Genomic DNA, 23151 nt, shown 5'->3' on the forward strand with positions numbered 1-23151 from the left:
CTGGCAATCAATAAATGCCAAGGGGTTCGTTATTAATAGATCGCTTCCCAGCCTGCAGGAGTGACGAACAGGCGAATCGCTTTGATTTTGCGGTCGTCCATCAGGGTGAAGTAGTGGCGGTAGTTCGGTGGTACGGAGATCAGATCGCCTGGCTCCAGCTCGACGTCGAAGTAGCGATCATCTTTGCCTTTGATGGCGAAAATACCGTGACCATCGACGCAGAAGCGGCACTCATCGTCGGTATGGTGATGCTCGCCCTTGAATTTCACCAGCAGCTCGTCGAGGTTAGGCGTTTTGTCAGAGAGGACGATAATGTCCGCTGTCAAGTAACCGCGACGTTGGCTGATCGCATCGATTTCCGGCTTGAAGGTGTCGAGAATCTCTTGTTTTTCCTCGTCTGTCGGGCTGTAGTTATCACGGTGCTTCGGATCAAGGCGATCCACGCCCCATTTTTCGTAAATGATCTCTTGGGTGTCCAGGAAGGAGACAACTTCCTCGGGTGCTGAGATGTACTCATTGTTGTCGTGAAAACGAATTTGTGCCATCGTTTATTCCTCCTTAATTGGTGGTTGTAGTGGACACGACTGCTTGGCGCAATTGCAGCCAGCGGGCGTGATACTCGAATAGGAATTCAAAAGCTTCCAGGTGTCGCTTGGCCTCGAAGTCATTGCCGCCCCACGTGTAGATACCGTGGTTACGGATGAGTACGCCGGGAACTTCTGGTGTGATTACTTTTTCAATAGCGGCAGCCAAGGTCGGAATATCGGCAAAGTTCTCAACAATCGGAACAGTAATGCGCGCGTTTTCTTCCCAGATTCCGAGTCCCTTGATCAGCTCTTGTCCTTGAATGGAGAAGGCTCGTTGTCCAAAGTACAGCTCGGAAATGAGATTGTTCCACACGGTATGGACGTGGAAGCAAGCACCCGCCTTTGGAAACGTTTTGTAGACGACGGCGTGGATGAGCGTTTCAGCAGAAGGTTTGAGCGTAGTTACATCCACCGGACGCGAGTCTTGGTCCACGACCAGATAATCTTCAGGGGACAGCTTGGTTTTGTCTTTGCCGCTTGCCGTTACGGCAAATTGCAAGGGATCGTTTTGTATCTTAATGGAGAGATTGCCACTAGTGCCGGGAAACCAGTCCCGGCGGGCAAATGTCAGCTTGGCGTCATCCAGACGGCGAAAGGCATCCAGACGTTGTTCGAGTGTTGCGGTCATGAGTTAGACAACCTCCTGTTGGACTTGCTGTAAAATGCGAATCACGTCGTGGAATGTGGCAAACTTGCTATGCGGCAATTGCAGCTCTTCCGCCTTGTCAGCAAGGAAGTGACGGGCAATCACATAGTCAGCGATTTTGGCTCCAGCCAAATCAGTGATGGAGTCGCCGATGACGATACGGAAATGGGTTGCTGGATCGTAACGGCGGATGATTGTCGTCTTGCACATGCCGCAGCCGTTTGTGCAATGCTCGTCGCAAGCGTTAGGCCACGTAATGGTGATCCGTTCTCCGCTGAAATCACTGCCGTTGCAATAGATCGGAACATCGGAGAGATCGAAAGGTGCCAGGATAGGCTCCAGGAAAAAGTCGATGCCGCCACTCGTGATCAACAGCTCGATGCCTTCTTCACGGCAATAGCTCACGAATTCAGCAAATCCCGGGCGAATTGTCGCTTCTTGGACAATGAAATCAATAATGTCCTGTCGCAAGGAGGAGGGCAAGAGTTGAAACAGCTTGCCTACCCCTTCCTGAACGCTTATTTTTTGTGAAAGGATTTGCTCCGTCAGTGCTTCCCACTCAGGGGGAGCAAACTTGCGGACAATCGCTACAATGTTGTCCTTTTCAGTAATCGTTCCGTCGAAATCGCAGAACAGGACGAGCTTCTTGCTCATCGTGCGCCACCCCACTTTTCCAAGGCGATCGCCAGCTCTTGTGATTCCGCGGCAGCTTCTTCCAATGTTCGGCCTGCGGTGACTGCCCCAATCGCTGCAACGAATGCTTTCGCTCCTGCGGTTGCTCCACCGGGATGACCGTGAATTCCGCCTCCTGCATTGACGATTTGATCTAAACCGAAGTCTTGATACAGCTGTGGAACTAACCCTGGATGAATGCCGGCAGACGGAACTGGGAAGGAACGGCGTACACCATTCAGTGGGTCGGTCAAATGCTTGGCGAGCTGCAACGCTTCTGTCTTGTCCAGGGCGACGTTACCATATGGAGATGGGAAGAGCACCAAATCTGCACCAGCTACGCGCATCAACGTTCCGAGCAGAAGCGGGGTGGCGATACCGTAGTCAGGTGATGGATAGTAAGCGCCTGCCAATGCTGGATGCGCCATGATCGGTACGTGTACATCAGTATCGGCTGCCAAACGGTGCAGGGCATCGAAGCCAAAGGCCAGCACATTGAACAAGAGGCAGTCAGCACCCGCATCTACCGCACGTTTCGCTTTTTCGTTCAGCTCATGCACAGGTCCAGTCAGGTTGGCTGCATAGAGGACTGGCTTGCCTGTTTCGGCTTCTGTCTCCTGAGCGATCTGCTTGAACGCTTTGATCCGTTCGATAAAAGGAGCGCGCTCATCTGCAAAGAAGATTTCGTCATCTTTCACCAGATCGACTCCGCCCAAGGCTTGTGCCCGGAATTGCGTTTTCAGGTCGTCGAAAGGAAGGCCTAGGCATGATTTGAAAATGCTCATCAAGAGCGGACGGTTATGTGCCCCTAAACGTTCGCGCAGACCATCTATGCCGAACTTCGGTCCAGGAAAAGCCTGAAGGAATGAGTCAGGGAAAACGATGTCGACGAGCTTGATTTTGCCATCCATCGACAGTTTGCCGAATATTCCGGTCAACAAGGATGGAATGTCTGCTGTAAAATTGCGAGTCGGATAGCTGACGGTAATCAGACCGCGTGTTTCTCCGTTTTCTAGTGTCTCTAGTGGCGTCGCGCTCACGGCTTCACCAAGATACGGGGCTAACTCAGCTTGTTTGGCAAGCGGCAGGTCCGTCCAGGAACCGACAGTCATGCCGACAGCAATGGCTTGCGCTTTCTTGTTCAAGTCTTTTGCTTGTGTGAGATAGGTGACGAGGATACGTTGTTCACTCATGCTACGTCTAATCCTCCTTGTATAAATTAAAAAAGCCTCCCCATTGAGGCGGGGAGGCGGTTGTCGACTATGAAAGCGTCTCGTCTCCTCTCATCTCTCGGGTCAGTAGCCGAGACAAGCCAAAGATGCTCGATCTCGACTCTTATCCGTTGGAATTAGCACCGTTTCGCTATCCAAGGTACGCATCATCAGCGTACGATTTATGGTATAGCGCCGGTTGCCGGGCATCATAGGGCCAGTCCCTCAGCCAGCTCGCGATAAGAGTTATTCGTTTCCCCCATGATATGACGTTCATTGTCAGGAGTCAATCCTTGTTTTTGCAGAGAATGTGCAGCAGGTTATCAGAAAAATGAGACGAAGGTGAAACTTTTTGGCAATTCCTTCGTGGTAAGGGATGAAGGGGTGTGAACGGCTTGGGAAAGTAGGTCTGGAGGATGTGTACCAGCTGCATGTAAACGATATTTACCGCTATCTTTTCCGGCTGACACGAGATGAGAGGCTGGCAGAGGATCTGACACAGGAAACCTTTTGTCGCGCCTTCACTTCCTTGGACGACTACCGTGGGGAAAAAGTACGGCCCTGGCTGTTCAAGGTGGCCTATCACGCTTTCGTGGACGGTTATCGCAAGAAGACGAAACAACAGTTTGCGTTTGTGGCAGCCCTGCCAGAACGACGTGATCATTCGGCGGTTGATCCGGCAGAGCATGTCGTGAACAAGGAGCTGTGGGAAGCGGCCCATGACTATTTGGAGAGACTTCCGGAAAAGCAAAGACAGGTCATTTTGTTGTCTGCCATGCAGTTTTCCTACGCGGAAATGGCAGAGGTACTCGGGACCGAGCTGGCAGATGTCAAACGTTCCTTGTTTCGGGGACGACAAAAGATGCGGCAGTTGTGGAGGGAGGAAAGCTGGGATGAACAAGGATGAGAATAATCGCGAGCAAAGGCTGCTTGCTTATTTGCGGGGGGAAATGGCGGTAGAAGATTCGAAACAATTCGAAGAGGAAATAGCCGCTGACGAGGAATACGCACAGCGGTTGGAGAGGCTTTTGCTGGGGGAAGAAACGGGAGAGGATAACGCGAAAACAAAACAGCCTGAAACGCTGTCGGCTGAAAAACAGCGCGCCATTGTTCGCCGGGGGAAATGGAAAAATCGGTTGTCCAACGCTGGATTCACCATAGGGCTTCCCTTTTTGGCCGGAGTTGTATTGCTGATTCTGAATGGCTGGGTTGGGTCACTGATGCATGAAGATCTGTTCCGCGTTGCGAAGTCGATGGTCAATTTTACGCAGCCAGGTGTCAGTGTAGGCGGGAGTGGCTCGCAGGTGGGATTGCTATACGGCAATATCAGCATGGAGTTGCGTGAGAGGGTTGGAGCGGAAGAAAAGAACGCTGGCCGCTTTGAAAGCACAAATGTGCTGTGGAACGTAAACGCTGGGCCGAAATGGCCGAATGGGGTCAGGGAACAGAAGCTGTATTTCCGTTATCCAACAGAGGGGGCAATGGAGAATACGGACTTTCGCACTTCACCTGCCTGGACAACGATGGAGAAGCTGCCCGAGGGAACGGTTTCGCAGCTTGCGATTTCCTTCGATCACTTCCTGACGTACGAGGAGTACTATGAACTGGTTTCCCGCCATGTTGCCTCTTCGGGACAAGATACGGTTTGGTTTGCAGTAGACACAGGGGTCGAGACCAAAGAGAGTGAAGAGGGACAGTTGATGGTAGGTCCCGGAAAAGTATGGGGTTTTGCAGAAAGGGAGCTGAATTATGGTGGACCTATTCTTGTAAACGGGGAAGGGGATAGGCGGATGGCGACTTATCTGAACGAAATGAAGTACTTGTCCGAGCAAGAAGGTTTGACTCGCGATATCGGCAGATTCTTGTTATTTCGTAGCGATCCGCAAATTACAGAACGATACAACTACATGCAGCAAAACGGAGTTCGTATCTACGGCGCTGTCCTAACCGGACCTACGAAAGAACTGTTAAAGCTCAAGGCCGAAAAGTCGATAACAGCAGCGCTTCTAGGCAAGGTAGACTGGTGGAATTGGGAGCAGCCTGCGGCATCGGGAGCACATTATACTTACTAGTAACAAGGTGCGAATTTTTGCACAAAAGGGTGTTGACATCGTGGAAGCGTTGGTTGTATGATTCAAACTAAATCAAAAACCGAATACGTTTTGGATACCTTATCCAGAGAAGGTGGAGGGACTGGCCCGATGATACCCGGCAACCGACATGACGCCATTCAGACGCGAGTAGCGAATGATTGACAGGCGACATGCACGGTGCTAATTCCTGCAGAAACAAAAGTAGTCTGGAAGATAAGGGGGACATCAACACGGTTCTTACACGTGACGACAGCGACCTCTTTTCTTCGGGAAAAGAGGTCTTTTTTTTGCTCCAGGTACTCAAACAAAACAAGTAGAGATAGAGGAAAAATACGCAGAGGGGAGTTTTGGAATCATGGCATATCGCGCATTGACTGAACAGGAAGCAGTGGAGTACGTAAAAGGAATACCGGGTCTTTTTAGTGAAGGAGCAGAGCTGACCAGCCGCGAAATCGGGGATGGCAACCTTAATCTGGTTTTTGACATTCAGGAGCCAGCATCCGGTAAGAGCGTCATTGTCAAGCAAGCACTGCCTTTTGCCCGTGTCGTGGGAGAATCTTGGCCGCTTACAATTGATCGGGCTCGCATCGAGAGCGAGGCACTCCGCCTTCAGCACAAATACGTTCCAGACTTAGTGCCGCAGGTGTATCATTTCGACGGGGAGCTTGCGTTGACTGTCATGGAAAACGTCGGGGACCACATCATCATTCGCAAAGGTCTGATCGAAGGAAAGCGGTACCCGCTATTCGCGAAGCAAATTGGTCGTTTTCTCGCGCAAACCTTGTTCTTCACATCCGATCTGGGCGCGCATCCGTACGATAAAAAAGCGCTAGTCGGAACATTCATAAATCCAGAATTATGCAAAATCACAGAAGACCTCGTCTTTACCGATCCATATGAAAATGCGCCTACCAACGACTTCAACCCGTTGATTCGCCGGGAAGTCGAGGCGATCTGGAACAACAGGCCGCTGAAGCTGGAAATCGCCAAGCTGAAATACGATTTCCTTACGCGCTCGGAAGCGCTGCTGCATGGTGACCTGCATACTGGAAGTATTTTCATCACGGAAAACAGCTTGAAAGCAATCGATCCAGAGTTCGCTTTCTACGGCCCAATCGGTTTTGACATCGGGGCGGTCATTGCCAATCTATTGCTCAACTACGCAGGACAGCACGGTTTGCAAAAAGATCAAGGAGAACGGGAAGCGTACCGCGAATACTTACTGGAAACGGTCGAGGATGTCTGGAATGAATTCGTTTCGCAATTCGTTCAGCTCTGGCACAAGCACGCCAAAGAGCGCAGCGCCCATGTCGAAGGACTGTGGCAAAGCTACGTGAAGCGCGTGATTCAGGATACAGCAGGCTATGCCGGATGCAAAATCTTGCGCCGTGTCATCGGCTTGGCAGGCGTAGCGGACCTGAATGCCATTGAAGACGACCAGACTCGCGCAGAAGCAGAGCGTCTGGCTCTCTCGATTGGAGAAGCGCTGATTCTCGGTCGCGGCGGCATAGACGAATCGACAGATATCACGGACATCGTACGCACTGTGACCGAACGTTACTATCAGGAGGCTACAACAGTATGACAACCAGCACTCAATTGGCACCTGTTAAATGGGAGAATGATGCATTGGTCTTGCTTGACCAGACGCGTCTGCCCGTAGAAACGATCTATTTGAACTTGACTACCTCCGAGCAAGTATGGGGTTCTATCCGTCGCTTGGAAGTGCGTGGCGCACCGGCGATTGGCATGGCAGCAGCTTACGGGCTCTACCTAGGTATTCGTGGCAGTGAAGCGAGTAACTACGACGAGTTTTGGCAGGAACTGAACCAGCAGGCAGATTACCTGGGCTCTTCCCGTCCGACAGCCGTGAATCTGTTCTGGGCGTTGGATCGCATCAAAGCTCGTGTTGAAAAAGAAAGCGGAGCTTCGATTGCCGAGTTGAAGGCGGCAGTGCTCGATGAAGCACTGGCGATTCAAAAGGAAGACGCTGAGGTATGCCGGACCATCGGAGAGCATTTGCTCACTCTGTTGCATGACGGTATGGGAATTCTCACGCACTGTAATCCAGGGGCATTGGCTACAGCAGCGTACGGTACGGCTACCGCTCCATTTTATTTGGCAAAGGAACGCGGTTGGAATCTGAAGGTGTACGCAGACGAAACCCGTCCTGTCCTGCAAGGCGCTCGTCTTACTGCATTCGAATTGCAGCAAGCAGGGATTGATGTGACGCTGATCTGCGACAACATGGCGGCGATGGTTATGTCGCAAGGGAAAGTAGAGGCTGTCATCGTGGGTACAGACCGCGTAGCAGCGAATGGCGATGTCGCCAACAAAATCGGTACGTATGGGGTAGCGGTATTGGCAAAAGCTCACGGCATTCCTTTTTACGTGGCAGCTCCCTTGTCCTCTGTCGATCTGGAGACACCGACAGGCGCAGATATTCCGATTGAAGAGCGTCCAGCCGAGGAAATTACCCATGGCTTGGGCAAACAGGTAGCTCCAGACGATATCAAGGTGTACAATCCTGCGTTCGATGTAACGCCGGCGAAGTACATTACAGCGATCGTCACGGAGACAGGCATTTTCAAGCCGGAAGAGATCGGCAATAGCAAAAAATAAAAGAATGGTTTATAAGCGTTCGCCCTGTTGTTGCTGGCGGACGCTTTTTGCTCATTTTGGCGTTTTCCAGTAAAATATCCAAAAAAGGGGAGATACGTATGCAACCGATTCAACGGATAGCAATCAATGAAGATACGTACTTGAAACAATTAGAATTAGCCGATGCTGAGGAGTTATTTTTGCTTACGGATTCGAACCGGGAGAATCTTATGGAATGGCTGCCGTGGCTGAATTATACGAAGAAGGAAGAGGATTCGCGCCAATTCATCCAAGCGACGATCCATCAGTACAATGATAATCGCGGCATCAACTACGGTATTTGGTACCAAGGACGTCTGGCTGGTACAGTCGGCGTACATACGGTGGATTGGATCAACAAAAAGACGTCCATTGGCTATTGGCTGGGTGCGCAATTTCAGGGTAAGGGCCTAATGACGGAAGCAGTGGCGACCTACTTGGACGTATTGATCTTCGGGTCATGGGATTTGGAAAAAGTAACGATTCAGGCTGCTACGGAAAACTACAAGAGCAGATCGATTCCGGAACGATTAGGGTTTCAACTGGAGGGGATACTACGCCGGAATGAATTCCTTTACGATCATTACGTGGATCATGCCACTTACAGCTTGCTAAAAGAGGAATGGCTTGACTGGAAAACCGATAAAAAATAGTAGATTGAACTGTATGCTTCGATTGACAATGAAAATTCTGTAAATTACGATGGTGAAGACAGATCAAGAGGGCTGCGTGTGATTCGCAAGCCCTTTTTTAGTCGTGCTGTTAGGTTTAAATAAATAGAGGTGATTTACATGCAGACACTTCGGCAATTATCTTGGTTTTTTCGTGCCTATTGGAAACGGTACGTCATTGGAATCTCTGTGCTGTTTATCATCGATGTCCTCATGCTTTGGCCGCCGAAATTAATTGGGGACACGGTGGATTCGATTCGTAACAGTTCCCTGACGGACGCTGACTTGACGCAAACAGTGGTCATCTTGCTCGTTTTGGGTATTAGCTTGTATGGATTGAGGTTTCTCTGGCGGTACTTGTTAAATGGGGGAGCCTTGATACTGGAGAGGACGTTGCGTGAGCGACTGTTTGCCCATTTGACTAGAATGACCCCGTCGTTTTTTCATCGCAAACGCAGTGGGGATCTGATGGCCGTCGCTACCAACGACATTCCTGCTATTGAACAAACTGCTAGTACAGGGGTGCTTACGCTTGTCGATGCGCTGTTCATGACCTTGTTAACGCTGGGCGTCATGGTGACCGCGATTGATTGGAAGCTGACGCTGGCTGCGCTGATCCCGATGCCGTTTTTGGCTTGGTCAACGGCGTACTATGGAAAGTTGCTGCATGAGCGTTTTTACTTGGCGCAGGAAGCCTTTGGAGAGATGAATGATCATGTCCAACAATCTGTGTCAGGCGTTCGGGTATTGAGAGCATTTGTTCAGGAAAAGGCCGATATCGAGGCATATCGCCAAGTCAGTGAAAAAACGTTGGAGAGAAATGTGAGCGTTTCGCGGATAGACGCCCTGTTCGAGCCGACGATCGCGATTATTATTGGCTTCAGCTTTTTGATCGGGCTCGGCTATGGGACGTATTTGGTGTTCACTAGCGCTATCTCCTTAGGGGATTTGGTTGCGTTCAATTTATACTTGGGACTTTTAATTTGGCCGATGTTCGCCTTTGGTTGGCTGGTCAATGTATTGCAACGCGGTGGTGCTTCTCACAAGCGTTTTACAGAGCTAATGGTGGAGCAGCCAGATGTGACGGAGGCAGCGGATCCGGTCACGAGCCAAATCGCCAATACCGTAGAAGCACGCCATTTTTCCTTTGCGTATCCGGGCACTGACAAGCCGGCACTCACCGATATCTCGTTTCGTTTGGGTGAAGGAGAGACGCTTGGGATTGTCGGAAGGACGGGAAGCGGCAAGTCGACGTTGTGCCGTGCTTTATTGCATCAATATCAGATGAAGGAACAAGTCCTCTTTATCGGGGGCATCCCGATCGAAGGACTTGCTTTCGATGCGCTACGGGAAAAAATCGGCTATGTGCCTCAGGAGCATTTGCTGTTCTCACGGACGATTGCAGAAAATGTTACATTCGGGAAACCACAAGCGACGACCGAGGACGTGATGCATGCGTTGGAGCTTGCGGAGATGAAGAGAGATCTGGAGCAATTCAGAGATGGATTGCAAACCATGGTTGGAGAGAAGGGCGTCACCCTCTCGGGGGGACAAAAACAGCGCATTTCCATTGCACGCGCACTTTTGATGGATGCGGGTATCCTGATTCTCGACGATTCTTTATCGGCTGTGGACGCGCGGACAGAGGAGAGCATCCTTCGTCATCTGAGGCAGGAGCGCGCGGATAAAACGACGATTATTACCGCTCATCGTCTGTCTGCCGTCCAGCATGCACAACTGATTCTCGTGCTGGATGAAGGGCAGATCGTCGAGCGGGGGACACATGACGAGCTGATGCAACACAACGGCTGGTATGCAGAGCAGTACCGTCGTCAGCAAATGGAACAGGATGTGGCTGGTTGAGAGAGGGGGAAAGCGTTTCATGAGCAAAGAAAATGTATGGGGGCGTTTGACCGAGTACGCCAGACCATTTCAGAAGCAAATATTAGGCGCGCTGTTCCTGCTCTTGCTGGGGACGAGTGCAGAGTTGGCGGGTCCTTTTTTAGCCAAGGTCATGATTGATAATCACATCCTGGCGATCCAGAAGCCTTGGTATCAACTGGACGAAGTGCCACCACAAGCAGCGGGGCAAGTCGCCTCGCTGAACAGTACGAACTATATTCGTGAAGATGTTGCAGCAAAGACGGGTCTTGCTTTGGACAGTATCAATCAAAAAGAAGTAACCGTGCTGACAGAAGGCACGACCTATTACTTGGTTTCCGGCAAGGTGAATCCAAACACGCAGAAGCAGTTCACCCCGATTGCGCCAGAAAACGGCAGGGAACGCTTCGAGGTAACAACTAAGGATCAATCAGGTCAAAAGACGACCTCCACAGGCATTCGGCTGACGGCAGAGGAAGTCAAGGCGATGTATCAAGGGGATGTCCTGCCCATTGTCTGGCTGTCTGTAGGTTATGGAGCACTGATCTTGCTCTCAGCTGGTTTCAACTACGTGCAGATTTTGTGGCTGCAAAAGATCGCTCAGCGCATCATTCAGCAAATGCGGATGAAGCTGTTTATCCATTTGCAAAAGCTCCCGGTTGCCTTTTTTGACAAAACGCCAGTAGGTGCGCTCGTCTCCCGTGTGAGCAATGATACAGAAGCCATCCGTGAGCTGTATGTAAGTGTGCTCGCCACATTTGTACAGAACGCTCTTTATTTGATTGGAATCTTGATCGCGCTCTACATCTTGCAGCCTGAGCTCGCCCTCTTCTGCTTTTTGACGGTGCCAGTGCTCGTACTGTTAGTCTACGTGTATCAAAAGTACAGCTCTCGCTACTATGCGGTGATTCGCGCGAAGCTCGGTGATATGAACACAACGATTAATGAAATGATCCAGAACATGACGATCGTGCAAGTTTTTCGTCGGGAGAAGGGCGTACAAAAGGAGTTTGCTGATGTAAACGAAGTCTACTTCAAGGTGCGGATGAAAGAGATCAATCTGGAATCCTTGCTTTTGCGCCCAGCGGTAGACTTGATCTGGAAAGTTTCCTTGACCCTGATCGTCTGGTATTACGGCTCGACTTCCTTCCACAGCGCGATTTCCTTCGGTGCGCTTTTTGCTTTTGTCGATTACATGGGGCGTTTTTTCGAACCGATCAACATGATCATGAATCGGTTGTCACAAATGCAGCAGGCGACCATTTCGGCGGGGCGTGTCTTCGAAATTATGGATGAGACCACGGAGAAGAAAGAAACGGGTGCACAAATCGAGCGCCCGCGTGGTGAGGTTGTTTTTGAGAACGTATCTTTTGCTTATCAAGGTGACGATTACGTCTTGAAAAACGTCTCCTTTACGGCGCAGCCTGGTCAGACGATTGCATTGGTAGGACACACCGGATCGGGAAAAAGCTCTTTGATGAATTTGCTGCTCGGGTTCTATCCGGTGACGAAAGGTAGCATTTTGATCGACAGGAAAGATATGAGAGAAATTGATACGCACTCATTGCGTAGTCATGTTGGACTCGTTTTGCAGGACCCGTTCTTGTTTACAGGAAGTATTGGATTCAATATTCGTATGTACAATGATACGATTACGGATGAAGAAGTGAAGCGGGCTGCAAAAGCTGTACGTGCTGATGAATTCATTTCCAAGCTGCCGGGTGAGTATGACGAGCCAGTCGTCGAGCGAGGCATGACGCTATCCGCAGGCCAACGCCAACTGATCTCTTTTGCTCGGGCATTGGCTGCTGATCCCGCGATGCTGATCTTGGATGAAGCAACGGCAAGCATTGACAGTGAAACAGAGCTAGCTATTCAGGAAGCGTTGCATGTACTATCAAAAGGTAGGACGACATTCATCATTGCACATCGATTGTCGACGATTCAGCACGCCGACCAAATTCTTGTTTTGTCCCGTGGGGAAATCATGGAGCGAGGTACACATGATGAACTCATGGCGCAAAATGGTCTTTATCAAAAAATGTATCAGCTTCAACAGGGGAGTGCTTCCGTAGAGAGTGCTTAGTAGGGAGCTAGGAAGGAGAAACAACACCATGTCACAGTCACGTTACACCTTTTGGGTGTTGATTTTGGTTGTTGGCATTGCGGGGTTAAGCCAAGGCTTGACGATCCCGATGCTGACGGTTTTATTGGAAAAACAAGGTGTTTCATCCGTGATGAACGGACTCAACGCCGCTGCCTTGTATATTGGGATGGTCATGGTCAATCCATTTTTGGAAATCCCACTGCGGCGCATTGGATACCGAGCCACAATATTATGGGGGCTGCTGTTGGTGACGATCGCAACAGCGCTCATCCCGATGTTCAGCCATTTGGCGGTCTGGTTCGTATTACGTTTACTGATGGGTGTGGGCGATAGCGGTTTACATTACGCCAGCCAAATGTGGGTGACTAAGATCGCAGCTCCCGAGAATCGTGGACGCGATCTTTCCATTTACGGGCTGGCATATGGTGTGGGCTTTAGTATTGGTCCATTAGGCTTAAGCGTGCTGCATTTGGGGATTTGGGTACCTTTTGGCGGCTTGCTCGTTCTGTATCTGATTGCCTTTTTATTATTATCCCGAATCAAAAATGAGTTCCCTGCACAAATCGAACAAACGGAAAAGAAGCAAAACAAGTATGCATTTGTTTTGCGACTTGCCTGGCTGGCGCTGATTCCTTCGTTTTTGTTCGGATTCATGGAGACGTCACTCAATGGCAGTTTTCCCGTTTATGCCTTGCGTACCGGCTTGTCCGTTGAATGGGTTTCCTTGATCCTTCCGTCGTTTGTCGTGGGAAGTATTATCTTGCAGATGCCGCTGGGGGCATTGAGTGACCGTATAGGACGCAAGCAGGTCATGCTCGTGTGTGCCCTTGTAGGGGGATTGGCCTTCTTCCTGTTCCCGTTTGCAGGTGAAAACGTATGGCTGATGATGCTGCTGTTGGCCATTGCAGGAGCGGCAGTCGGTTCCTTTTACTCGCTGGGATTGGCTTTTTCGGCAGATATTTTACCAGCATCGATGGTTCCTACCGCAGGAATTATTGCGGGTGTCAATTTTGGTGTCGCCAGTATTTTGGCTCCGAATGTGAATGGCCTGCTGATGGACGTGTGGGAGCCATGGACGATCTTTTGGCTGATGGGATCGCTGCTCATTGTTTTCGCAGCAGCTTGTCTGTTTTTCAAACAAAAAGCAACCCAAGAACAGACATATTCGATGCCGTTGCAAAAACAGGGGTAAAAACAATGATGGATAAGCTTCGCCAAGCTTTTGGCGAGGCTTTTATTTTTTTGCCCAAAAAAGCATAAACGGGCATCAAGGAGGGAAGCGTATGAATAGTAAGTAGAACAGCATGATTGGAAGGGGTTACCCAATGCTGACACCGTGCATTTTCAGAAGAGGCATTGCCTGGATTTTATTTTTCGTGCTCAGTCTGGTAATCATCCCGTTTTTCTCGGATGACGGCCAGACTCCGACACCGTCTGCACCTGCGCCTGCAACTACAAATGTAACGTCGCAGCCATAGCAACTGACAAAGAGGCTACAAAAAAAGACCGGTTGATCTGAAAAAGGTACAGTCACTCACAAAAGATGAGGAGACTGTACCTTTTTCTTTAGAAAAAATGCGATTGATTCGATTCGGATGAATAAATATTAATTTCTTACCTCAGATTTTATCCAATACCGGATAGTCTCATCAAAGTGAAAGTACCCAAACATCTTTCATTATGGTTCAATTGGAGTAAACTTAGGCACTTTCTTTTTGTATTCTTCAGCAGCATCAAACGAAAGCAAGCTAACATTTTCGGGTGCTTTTGTTCGAGATAAATGAATGCCGTGCAGACAAGAATTACACCAGATATCTAAAAATCCTGCTCTGGATTTTAAATCTCCGACATATTGATAATCAATTTCTAATTGATGGCAATTAGGGCATTCAATTTCAGGAACTTCTTGGTCAATCTCAGCGATGATAGTGGTTAGCTTAATCCAATCCTTAAATTGTGAGTTACTCAATTGCTATCTCCTCTTTCGTTTATAATACTCCCACCATGAGTCTTCTGAACCATATGCCCCTTTTTCAAACTCAAGTAACATTTCATGGTCTTGGGGCTTCCCGAAAGTTTTTGTTTGGTAAATATGAATTCTCTCGTGTCCTAATGTTTTAACTAAATTTTCCTTATTGCTAAAAGCATCAGGGTATAATATTATCCTGTTTCCTTTTGGGTCAGCCCACCCATACAAGTCCTTACCAACTAATTCAGCGTCTCGATTTATTTCTATTTTAATTCCTTTTAATCCAATACCTGCATCTTCTGCAACTTTTTCAACGTGCCTTAATTGCATGGGTTCAGACAGGTCTTTGAATTCTCCAGTGTTTGAGGTTCGGCGGTATAAATTTTGTTGAATATTACGCTGTACTTTCTTTCCTTTCCTTGCCGCATCGATTAAATCCTTTATGTTTTTACTTCTCCCCAAGGTAAGTGCTTGCAAGGCAAGTCCACCGATTGCAATTCCATCTGCGATATTGATAGTATCATCCCGCAACGTATCGATGTCCTCTTGCATTGGCTCGATATAGCCTTCCCCTACAAATACTCCAACACCCTTGGGCAAATCCTCTGCCGCCTTTTGCAAACCTTTCGGCAAATAATTTGCGGCTTTCTCCAAAGCGCTTGGCAGCTCAATTGTCGCCTTTTGCATCGCAGCAGGAACGTCTCCCAACTTGGAGATTCCTTTCACGAAGTTATCCCACATTGTTGGCTTTTCCTGTGGCTTCTCGCAAGCAGGTCCTTGTCCAAAACTGGGTTCTGAGGGCATGCTTTGTGCCAGCGACTGAACTCCTATCGTCACACCACTCAAATCCTGCCCATCATCTTCAATCTTGATCAGTCCACAATGGAAGCACATATTGGTTGATTTGTTCAGCAATGCCGGATAGTCTCCGACCACTTTGTCCGCTTTGCCATCGATCCATGGCATTGTCGTCAGAGGTGTGCACGGCATAGGTGTAAGTACACCATTGTTGGCTGCTGTGGCAGAAGCGACTACGGGATTTTTTAAGCTACTGCATTTTCCGAAAGGCATGATGTTTACATTGGGAACAAAATCCATGATGTTCATTTGCGGCTTTCCTTTTACAAAAACACCATGACTGAACGGCATTTTTAACCGACTTACCTTACTGCCGTTGCTACATGATAGAATGGCACCAACAACCACGTAACTCTTGCGCTCCGCATTCGACTTCTGGACGGTGATATCTTCAATATTGGGCATGCAGTCTCCTCCTCTCAGGCAGATTCCTATACAGATGGAAGATGCGTGTGTTGAAAGATGAATGACTGATATCCAATCTATATAAATAAAGGGAATAATGTCCATACATTGAGATATCGGATGTGAAGTGGTCACGAACAATAGATGGAAAGTCTTGAATGTACTATGTATCGATAGGTACTTGGATATAATTTCTGGATGGAACATACAAAAGACGACCCTATCCCCAAAATGTGAGAACAGGGTCGTCTTTTGAATCAGTTACGCAAAACTTAGCGAGTAACAAAATTTTGCGTGAAATACGGTCGGCCGTCTTTCATAACGATACCGACACCGAGTTGCTTGAATTTTGGACTGAGCAAGTTTTGACGATGGCCTGCGGAGTTCATCCAGCTCATGTGGGCTTCGATCCCGTCTAGCTGTCCGTAGGCAATATTTTCACCAGCTGAGCTGTAACGAATGCCGGCTTGCTTCAAACGATCAAACGGACTTCCCGTAGATGGGGAGGTATGGTTGAAAAAGTTATTCTGGCCCATGTCTTGGCTGTGTGCTCTGGCTACTGCTGCAACTTGTTCATCCCAAGTGATAACAGGCAGCTTGGCACGTTGCCTTGCCACGTTGAGCAAGTCCAAATTTTGTTTCTCGTATGCGAGCGTTGCCTGCTTCATCTGTGCGTCTGTCAGTTTCGGCAGTTCCGGTAATTTCGAATAGGAAATGGGATACATTAAGCCAATCGCAATGGTGGCAAAATGCTCAGGAGTAGAAATGCGCACTCCTGCGACCTTATTTCCACCCAGCTGATCGATAGAGAAGGTAATTGCCTGATTGTTTTGGATATAGGTCGGATGAGTAAGGTTATTTTTTTGGATACGCAGACTTGGGATGATCGTCAGCGTGTCTTGCGGTGAACCCCAGCTATTTTGTAGGTCTTTTGTCGTAGAGCCAATCGTGATGCCATTTAGATTCAGTTTGGCTCCATTGGTAAACAATGTCACGACTTTACCGTTTTGCATACCGACTTGAATATAGTTGTTCAAATCTTGATTGTAAATCCACCATTCCACGCCCGTATGACTAGGATCAATGCGGGCAGGCTTGCCTACTGTTTGTTCTACCTGTGCTGTGCTCATTCCTAGCTGAAGGTTATAGACGTTATTCGTTTTAATGGCTGCTGCTTGAGGGACAGCAGATGCAGCTGAAACAGGAAGGACAGGGGCAACGTGGCCGAGCAGAGCCAGCGAAAGGCTCAGGGCGAGGATGCTGGTTACTTTCTGTTTACGCATGTATCTTCCTCCTCGGTTGGGATAGGATCTGCCTTGTTGGTAATGGTATCGGCAGGAAGCGGCTACAAAAATAGGGACCAACGATGCAAAAATAAAACCCCCGCTATAAAGCGGAGGTTATGGTCGACGATCCCGGATGACGTACGTTTTTGCGATCAGATCATGCCAGCCTTGCTTACGTGGGTGCCATGCAACCCATAGATAGCCCAGACCGAATACGAGGGAAGCGACGAATTTGCCGATGACTTCTCGTAATAATACCTGTCCGCCTGACAGATTGCCTCGCGCCTGTCTGGCACTGATGACACGGATGCCTGTGATCAGCTTTCCCAAGGTTTGTCCGGTCCACCAGGTCAGCAAGATCATATAGAGGAGATCAAACAACGCCTCTACCAAATCGATGAAGTGAAAAGAGGCGTAAGGAACGGAAAAAACGCGCCGTAACGGATTGAAAACGAGGTAGCTAATCCCGATCAAGAACATCGAATCAAGGAGCGATGCTACGACACGAATCCAGAAGCCTGCATACGAATGCTGTGGATAGGCTTCTGGATAGGGCTCATGGGATACAGGATCATGCGTTTTTCCATCGTCGGGAAGCTGGTTCATGAGAAGCCACTCCTTTCCTTTTTAACAGGCTAGGGCATGAACTGATACAGTAGACGAGGTGAACTTTGGCGGTCCCATATTCGATTGAGACCAAGCGGATCAGGATTCGACCAGTACTGCTTCATACTGAATAACAGCTTGCTGATGGAGAGCTGGTCTGCATAGCGTATGACCATGGCTTCATTTTCTCCAGACAAAGAGAGAGCGTAACGTGTCGCTTCCTCCAAATCACCGAATTCATCGATTAGCCCCAGGCGTTTTGCTTGCTCACCGGAATAGACACGGCCGTCAGCGATTTCCAGCACGCGTTGACGGGAGAGGTTGCGGCCTTTGACGATGACGTCGACGAAATTGTTGTAGCTTTCGTTGACGAGTGTTTGGAAAATGTGCCGTTCTGGGTCCGTCAGTGGCCGGGATGGACTGCCGATGTCCTTGAAGCGCCCGCTTTTGATCGCGTATTGATGCAAACCCAGCTTGTTCGCAGCTTCACTATAGTTAAACAGGTTGAAAATCACGCCGAGACTGCCGGTCAGTGTGTTGGGATTGGCAAAAATCGCATCGCCTGTTGTGGCCAAGTAATAGCCGCCTGAGGCTGCTGTGGAACCCATGCTGACGACAATGGGAAGATTGCGAACCTGCTTGAGCCGTAGCAAGCGTCTGTGTAATTCATCGGTAGCGACGACCTCTCCACCTGGACTATCAATACGAAGGACCACGGCTTTCACCAGCTCATCCTCTTCAATTCGGCGTAGCTGTTCAGTCAATAGCTCCGTCATCGAAGGCAGCCCAGCGCTATTTTGTTGCCCCGAAATAACGCCGTTCACAAACAGCTGCACAATTTTGCTGTTGCCATAGCCCGATACCACATTTTCTTCCCAAGCAAACCCAGGATGGTCGACGAGATCTGTATAAGTCCCGTAAATACCCTCCACCAAAAGCCCTAAGAGAAAAACGACCAGTACGATTACGAGCGCGACCCATTTTTTTCGATGCATGAAAACCACCTCACACTTAGCATGAGCCGTCGAGGGCAGAGTTACGCATGAGACGAGCACTGGAAAAAATGGGATTGATGTGATCGTTTACGAGGATGACAACCAAAGGCTGAACAGTAAATTCATGCAATCTTTTGACTATTGCGGTAAAATGAAATCACAAGAACGACAAGCTTGTTTTATCGTAATAGGGGGACAGACAAATGATTATACAGGTGTCGGATTTGACGAAGAACTACGGCGATCTGAAAGTGTTGAAGGGCATTACGACTCAGGTAGCAGAAAAGGAAGTAGTCTGTGTCATTGGTCCGTCCGGCTCGGGCAAGAGCACGTTTTTACGTTGCTTGAATCAGCTGGAGGAAATGAGCAGCGGAAAGATTGTCATCAACGGACATGATTTGTCAGACCCCAAGACCGATATGAATAAAGTCAGAGAAGAGGTCGGGATGGTCTTTCAGCGCTTTAATCTCTTTCCGCATAAAACGGTGCTGGAAAACGTCATGCTGGCTCCTGTAAAAGTGAAGAAAATATCCCAGGAAGAAGCCCGCAAGCAAGGCTTGTCTCTCTTGCAGAAAGTAGGGCTCCAGGATAAGGCTGATGTGTATCCCGAGCGGCTGTCAGGCGGGCAGATGCAACGAGTGGCAATCGCAAGGGCGCTCGCCATGAATCCAAAGGTCATGCTGTTTGATGAGCCGACATCCGCCCTAGACCCGGAGCTGGTGGGAGAGGTGCTTGCCGTCATCAAAAATTTGGCCAAAGAAGGCATGACAATGGTGATCGTGACGCACGAAATGAATTTTGCCAAGGAAGTGGGCGACCGAATCATTTTTATGGATCAAGGTATCATCATGGCAGAAGGTCATCCCAGTGAGGTTTTTGGCAATAACGTTAACGATCGCTTGCGTTCGTTCTTGGGCAAGGTATTGGCGTAAAAAAGAAGGGCACCAGTTGCTTCGTTTCGCTTCAGGAAAACGAGGCACTGGTGCCGTATTATTTTGCTGCATCCAACAATTGACTGACCGTGACAAATCGATAGCCCTGCGAACGCAAATCCGTAATGAGCTCCCGGAGTGCAGCGACTGTTTGCCGTTGGTTTAGACCCCCATCATGAAACAGGATGATATCCCCGGAGGAGACATTGCTCTTGACGCTTTTGGCAATGACGTTAGCTGTGCGTGCCAAAGACCAATCACGAGGATCAATCGACCAGTGAATGATGTCGTAGCCACTGGATTGAACCGCATTCATGACGTCATGTGTCAGGATGCCGTAGGGTGGACGGTAGTATTGCGCCAAAATGCCGGTCGTCTTCAAAATGGAGCGTTCTGCATGCTTGATTTCTTCGTACACTTCATGCTCGGTCAGCTTGTTCAGATCAAAATGGTGGTAGCCGTGGTTGCCGATTTCATGCCCAGCCTTGTAAATCCACTGCATGACCTTTGGGTGCTTGTCCACTTGGGAGCCAAGGACAAAAAACGTAGCGCGAACGTTGTACTGATGCAGCACCTCAAGAATTTTGGGCGTATAGATAGCATCCGGCCCATCATCAAAAGTGAGAGCGACGACCTTTTTCTCTGTGTCGATTCTGTGGATCGGCTCATACGAAGGCAGTGTTTGCTGGGCAAAAGCAGGTAGGGTGCCATAGCCAAGAAGGCAGGCGAAAAGCAAGGCGTATCGTATGCATTTGCGCATGAACAATCGCCTCCTTCTTCTGGGATGTGATTAGGTTCACCTCCTGCTAGGGAAAACATGCTACCAAAAGAAAACAGCGGTCAGAGTAGGTGGCGGTTATGTTAAAATGGAAGAACCGTACATAGGAGAGGAGAGAGTTTGGTGGAACTCCGCGGTATTTTGCAAGGACTAACACACGAGTACCATGGAGGGGACAAGCCGGTAGACTACTATTTGAATATCGGTGAAGATCGCCTTCCGCTTAATGAATGGCTGGGCAGTGAATTGACGATTTCGTTTTTAGGCGAAAAAAATTGCATTGCCTGTGGCCGCAAAACAAACAAGACGTTTAACAGCGGGTATTGCTATCCCTGTTTTACCAAACTGCCGGAAAATGACTTGTGCATCGTCAAGCCGCATGAATGTCATTTTGACTTGGGGACTTGCCGGGACGAGAGCTTCGGCGAGAGATATTGCATGATTCCTCATTTTGTCTATCTGGCAGTGTCGAGTGATATAAAGGTAGGATTGACTCGCAAGCATAATGAATTGAGACGTTGGGTGGATCAAGGGGCAATTCGCGCGATTCCGATTGCGGAGCTACCCACTCGTCGGATGGCTGGGGAGCTTGAATTCCACTTGAGTCAGTTTTTGCCAGACAAGACCAACTGGCGCAAAATGCTTAAGGGAGATGTGAAGGAAATCGACTTGCTCGCCATGCGTGACGAAGTGTACGGTCATTTTCCTGAACAGTTTAAAGCATTCCAATATCGTGAGGACGAATGGGTAGATATTGCTTATCCGATCTTGGAGTCGCTGGATAAGATTAATTCCAAAACGCTCGATAAAGAAGAACAGCTCGGCGGGCGATTGATTGGTGTGAAAGCACAGTATTTGATTTTTGAAAATGGTGTATTCCAGACGAGAAAGCACGCTGGCTATCAAGTTGAGATCAAAGCAAAACCATCTGCATAATGACGTGCAAACTCCTCACACTAGGAAAAGTGAAGGAGGATGGGCAGATGGATGAGCACATTGAGTACACCATGCCGTTAACCGGGACACTGGCTGAGGCTGTGGAAGACCAGAATGCCAAGCAACTAGGGGTGCCCTTCTCGCCGCTTTCGCAAATGTGGCAGGTAAATCCTGACCAGTCGAATGAAGAAGATGATGCAAAGAGCGAGCGCACCGAATAACGGATTCCAGATGAGAAGCAAACGTATGACGACAGCCAGAAGAGAGGGACGGCTGTCGTTTTTGTCAGAAACGAAAAAGCGAGGAAATGATTATGACGATGAAAGCCTACCTATACAACAAATGCGATACATGCCGCAAAGCGAAAAAATGGCTCACGGATCAAAATATTGGCTTCGAAGAAATTCCGATTGTGGATGCACCGCCGTCCAAAGAAGAGCTGCGCCAAATTTGGCAGACAAGTGGACTCGATTTACACAAGTTTTTCAATGTGAGCGGTGTTCATTACCGCGAGCTGGGCTTGAAGGACAAGCTTCCTACGATGTCAGAGGATGAAATGCTTGAGCTGTTGGCTTCCAATGGCAAACTGATCAAACGGCCTCTTATCGCAAGCGATCAAACCGTAACCCTTGGTTTCAAAGTAGAAGAGCTGGAGAAGGCTTGGGGAGGGAAGGCATGATGCGCCAACCTTCCAAAAGACTGAACCATCTTTCCGCCGATATTTTTTCAGAGATGGAGGCTCGAAAAAGGGAGGTTGCCAAAACAAGAACGGTATACGACTTGAGCATCGGCAGCCCTGATCAGCAGCCTGACGAGAGGCTACTGCAAACGTTAATCCATGCCATTCAGCAACCAACTGCTTTTCGCTATCCGTTGAGCGATGGAACGGCGGCCTTCCGAGAAGAGGTCGCCCGCTGGTATCAATATCGTTTTGGGGTGGAGCTAGTGCCAGATGGGGAGGTTCATTCCTTGATGGGGTCCCAGGATGGTTTGGCTCACTTTGCTTTGGCATGGACTGATCCTGGAGATATCGTCCTCGTACCTGATCCTGGGTATCCGATCTACGAAGGCAGCGTTCATTTAGCGGGAGCGGTACCTTACCGGATGCCTCTGCGGGCAGAAAATGAATTTTTGCCAAAGCTGTCAGACATTCCAGAGGAGATAGCGGCTCGTGCAACGTTTATGATTCTGAACTATCCGAATAATCCGGTTTCCGCGGTTGCTACCCTTGCCTTTTTTGAAGAGGTTGTGGCTTTTGCCAAGCGTTTTGACATTATCGTGGTTCATGATTTGGCTTATTCGGAGATGGTGTTTGACGGCTACCAAGCGCCGAGCTTTTTGCAAGTGCCAGGAGCGAAGGAAGTGGGAATTGAATGTAATTCGTTTTCCAAGAGCTTTAATATGGCAGGATGCCGGATCGCTTACGTTGTAGGGAATGCAGACATCATCAAGCCGCTTGCGATTGTAAAATCCAATATCGATTACGGTGTCTTTTTGCCTGTACAGCAAATGGCCATTGAGGCTTTGCGAGAGGATCGGGAATCGGGTGGAAAAAACACAGTCGCGCCCGTTTACCAAGAACGGCGTGATGTGCTGCTGGGGGCATTGGCAAAGGCAGGATGGAGCATTCCATCTCCAAAGGCGACCATGTTCGTCTGGGCAGCTGTACCGAACGGCTGGACGTCACGAGAGTTCGCCTTCGCTTTACTGGAGAAAGCCGGGGTCGTGGTCGTTCCGGGAAGTGCCTTCGGCGAAGAAGGAGAAGGGTATATACGAATTGCTCTCGTCCAACCTCCAGAGATCCTGTTAGAGGCTGTGGCTGCCATCGATCAATCCGGGATTCTTCGTACGAAAACAAGTGTGTAGCAGTTGAAGTCA

At 49.1% G+C, this 23151-nt stretch carries 23 protein-coding genes, 1 pseudogene and 2 riboswitches; of the genes and pseudogenes, 13 read left to right on the forward strand and 11 right to left on the reverse strand.

What is annotated here, in order from left to right:
• Positions 1-32 precede the first annotated feature (32 nt).
• Genes ACM6JA_RS21845 through ACM6JA_RS21860 form a run of 4 tightly spaced genes read right to left on the reverse strand, consistent with a single transcriptional unit; the run spans position 33 to position 3098 of the window.
• The gene (locus ACM6JA_RS21845; protein ID WP_017251464.1) at positions 33-545 is read right to left on the reverse strand and encodes a 1,2-dihydroxy-3-keto-5-methylthiopentene dioxygenase; all 513 of its coding nucleotides are present in this window, start codon (positions 543-545) and stop codon (positions 33-35) included.
• A 13-nt stretch (positions 546-558) separates the two neighbouring features.
• Positions 559-1215: a methylthioribulose 1-phosphate dehydratase gene (locus tag ACM6JA_RS21850; protein ID WP_414854019.1), complete on the reverse strand. Its 657-nt coding sequence runs from the start codon at positions 1213-1215 to the stop codon at positions 559-561.
• Between the two features lie 3 nt (positions 1216-1218).
• Positions 1219-1887 (reverse strand): 2-hydroxy-3-keto-5-methylthiopentenyl-1-phosphate phosphatase, encoded by a 669-nt coding sequence (locus tag ACM6JA_RS21855; RefSeq protein ID WP_414854020.1) that lies wholly within the window; start codon positions 1885-1887, stop codon positions 1219-1221.
• Entirely contained in the window at positions 1884-3098 is a 1215-nt protein-coding gene (locus tag ACM6JA_RS21860) for a 2,3-diketo-5-methylthiopentyl-1-phosphate enolase (RefSeq protein WP_414854021.1), read from the reverse strand. The genes ACM6JA_RS21855 and ACM6JA_RS21860 overlap by 4 nt, the downstream gene beginning before the upstream one ends.
• 87 nt (positions 3099-3185) lie before the next feature.
• A riboswitch (SAM riboswitch) is annotated at positions 3186-3362 on the reverse strand.
• 172 nt (positions 3363-3534) lie between these two features.
• Between ACM6JA_RS21860 and ACM6JA_RS21865 the strand changes: the two genes are divergently transcribed.
• The 8 genes from ACM6JA_RS21865 to ACM6JA_RS21900 all read left to right on the forward strand — a co-directional run bounded on the left by ACM6JA_RS21865 (position 3535) and on the right by ACM6JA_RS21900 (position 13700).
• Complete coding sequence (locus ACM6JA_RS21865) at positions 3535-4023, forward strand: sigma-70 family RNA polymerase sigma factor (RefSeq protein ID WP_414854022.1); 489 nt, start codon at positions 3535-3537, stop codon at positions 4021-4023.
• Positions 4010-5188: an anti-sigma factor gene (locus ACM6JA_RS21870; RefSeq protein WP_414854023.1), complete on the forward strand. Its 1179-nt coding sequence runs from the start codon at positions 4010-4012 to the stop codon at positions 5186-5188. Before ACM6JA_RS21865 ends, ACM6JA_RS21870 begins: the two co-directional genes overlap by 14 nt.
• 96 nt (positions 5189-5284) lie before the next feature.
• Positions 5285-5429, forward strand: a riboswitch (SAM riboswitch).
• Positions 5430-5564: 135 nt separating this feature from the next.
• Positions 5565-6794 (forward strand): S-methyl-5-thioribose kinase, encoded by a 1230-nt coding sequence (mtnK, locus tag ACM6JA_RS21875; protein WP_414854024.1) that lies wholly within the window; start codon positions 5565-5567, stop codon positions 6792-6794.
• Positions 6791-7831 (forward strand): S-methyl-5-thioribose-1-phosphate isomerase, encoded by a 1041-nt coding sequence (mtnA, locus tag ACM6JA_RS21880; protein WP_106656262.1) that lies wholly within the window; start codon positions 6791-6793, stop codon positions 7829-7831. Before mtnK ends, mtnA begins: the two co-directional genes overlap by 4 nt.
• Positions 7832-7929: 98 nt before the next feature.
• Complete coding sequence (locus ACM6JA_RS21885) at positions 7930-8502, forward strand: GNAT family N-acetyltransferase (RefSeq protein ID WP_007726331.1); 573 nt, start codon at positions 7930-7932, stop codon at positions 8500-8502.
• A 138-nt stretch (positions 8503-8640) separates the two neighbouring features.
• The gene (locus tag ACM6JA_RS21890; protein ID WP_414854025.1) at positions 8641-10383 is read left to right on the forward strand and encodes an ABC transporter ATP-binding protein; all 1743 of its coding nucleotides are present in this window, start codon (positions 8641-8643) and stop codon (positions 10381-10383) included.
• A 19-nt stretch (positions 10384-10402) separates the two neighbouring features.
• The gene (locus ACM6JA_RS21895) at positions 10403-12487 is read left to right on the forward strand and encodes an ABC transporter ATP-binding protein (protein ID WP_414854026.1); all 2085 of its coding nucleotides are present in this window, start codon (positions 10403-10405) and stop codon (positions 12485-12487) included.
• A gap of 28 nt (positions 12488-12515) precedes the next feature.
• Positions 12516-13700, forward strand: a complete 1185-nt coding sequence (locus ACM6JA_RS21900; protein WP_414854027.1) for an MFS transporter — start codon at positions 12516-12518, stop codon at positions 13698-13700.
• Between the two features lie 126 nt (positions 13701-13826).
• On the opposite strand, the gene ACM6JA_RS21905 is transcribed toward ACM6JA_RS21900, so the two are convergent.
• The 6 genes and pseudogenes from ACM6JA_RS21905 to sppA form a co-directional block, all read right to left on the reverse strand.
• On the reverse strand, positions 13827-14042 hold the full coding sequence (locus ACM6JA_RS21905) for a hypothetical protein (protein WP_414854028.1): 216 nt from the start codon (positions 14040-14042) through the stop codon (positions 13827-13829).
• 144 nt (positions 14043-14186) lie between these two features.
• The gene (locus ACM6JA_RS21910; protein ID WP_414854029.1) at positions 14187-14477 is read right to left on the reverse strand and encodes a hypothetical protein; all 291 of its coding nucleotides are present in this window, start codon (positions 14475-14477) and stop codon (positions 14187-14189) included.
• Between the two features lie 846 nt (positions 14478-15323).
• Positions 15324-15740 (reverse strand): annotated as a pseudogene (locus ACM6JA_RS21915) (DUF4280 domain-containing protein); the annotation flags it as partial.
• 272 nt (positions 15741-16012) lie between these two features.
• Positions 16013-17023 carry a CAP-associated domain-containing protein gene (locus tag ACM6JA_RS21920; RefSeq protein ID WP_414854030.1) on the reverse strand — a complete coding sequence of 337 codons (1011 nt, stop codon included), beginning with the start codon at positions 17021-17023 and terminating at the stop codon, positions 16013-16015.
• Between the two features lie 117 nt (positions 17024-17140).
• Entirely contained in the window at positions 17141-17632 is a 492-nt protein-coding gene (locus tag ACM6JA_RS21925) for an RDD family protein (RefSeq protein WP_414854031.1), read from the reverse strand.
• A gap of 29 nt (positions 17633-17661) precedes the next feature.
• Positions 17662-18627, reverse strand: a complete 966-nt coding sequence (gene sppA / locus ACM6JA_RS21930; RefSeq protein ID WP_414854032.1) for a signal peptide peptidase SppA — start codon at positions 18625-18627, stop codon at positions 17662-17664.
• 203 nt (positions 18628-18830) lie between these two features.
• On the opposite strand from sppA, the gene ACM6JA_RS21935 reads away from it, so the two are divergent.
• Positions 18831-19559 carry an amino acid ABC transporter ATP-binding protein gene (locus ACM6JA_RS21935; protein ID WP_414854033.1) on the forward strand — a complete coding sequence of 243 codons (729 nt, stop codon included), beginning with the start codon at positions 18831-18833 and terminating at the stop codon, positions 19557-19559.
• A gap of 58 nt (positions 19560-19617) precedes the next feature.
• Here ACM6JA_RS21935 and ACM6JA_RS21940 read toward each other — a convergent pair whose 3' ends face one another.
• A complete protein-coding gene (locus ACM6JA_RS21940) occupies positions 19618-20319 on the reverse strand; it encodes a polysaccharide deacetylase family protein (RefSeq protein WP_007726352.1) in 702 nt (233 codons plus the stop codon).
• A gap of 141 nt (positions 20320-20460) precedes the next feature.
• Here ACM6JA_RS21940 and ACM6JA_RS21945 point away from each other — a divergent pair, with 141 nt between their 5' ends.
• The 4 genes from ACM6JA_RS21945 to ACM6JA_RS21960 all read left to right on the forward strand — a co-directional run bounded on the left by ACM6JA_RS21945 (position 20461) and on the right by ACM6JA_RS21960 (position 23139).
• Entirely contained in the window at positions 20461-21273 is an 813-nt protein-coding gene (locus ACM6JA_RS21945) for a DUF2797 domain-containing protein (RefSeq protein WP_007726354.1), read from the forward strand.
• Between the two features lie 47 nt (positions 21274-21320).
• On the forward strand, positions 21321-21494 hold the full coding sequence (locus ACM6JA_RS21950) for a hypothetical protein (RefSeq protein WP_414854034.1): 174 nt from the start codon (positions 21321-21323) through the stop codon (positions 21492-21494).
• A gap of 92 nt (positions 21495-21586) precedes the next feature.
• Complete coding sequence (locus ACM6JA_RS21955) at positions 21587-21952, forward strand: arsenate reductase family protein (RefSeq protein ID WP_414854035.1); 366 nt, start codon at positions 21587-21589, stop codon at positions 21950-21952.
• A complete protein-coding gene (locus ACM6JA_RS21960) occupies positions 21949-23139 on the forward strand; it encodes an aminotransferase class I/II-fold pyridoxal phosphate-dependent enzyme (RefSeq protein WP_414854036.1) in 1191 nt (396 codons plus the stop codon). Before ACM6JA_RS21955 ends, ACM6JA_RS21960 begins: the two co-directional genes overlap by 4 nt.
• Positions 23140-23151: the final 12 nt, after the last annotated feature.

Source organism: Brevibacillus sp. IT-7CA2 (assembly GCF_949767855.1).
Taxonomy (GTDB): Bacteria; Bacillota; Bacilli; order Brevibacillales; family Brevibacillaceae; genus Brevibacillus.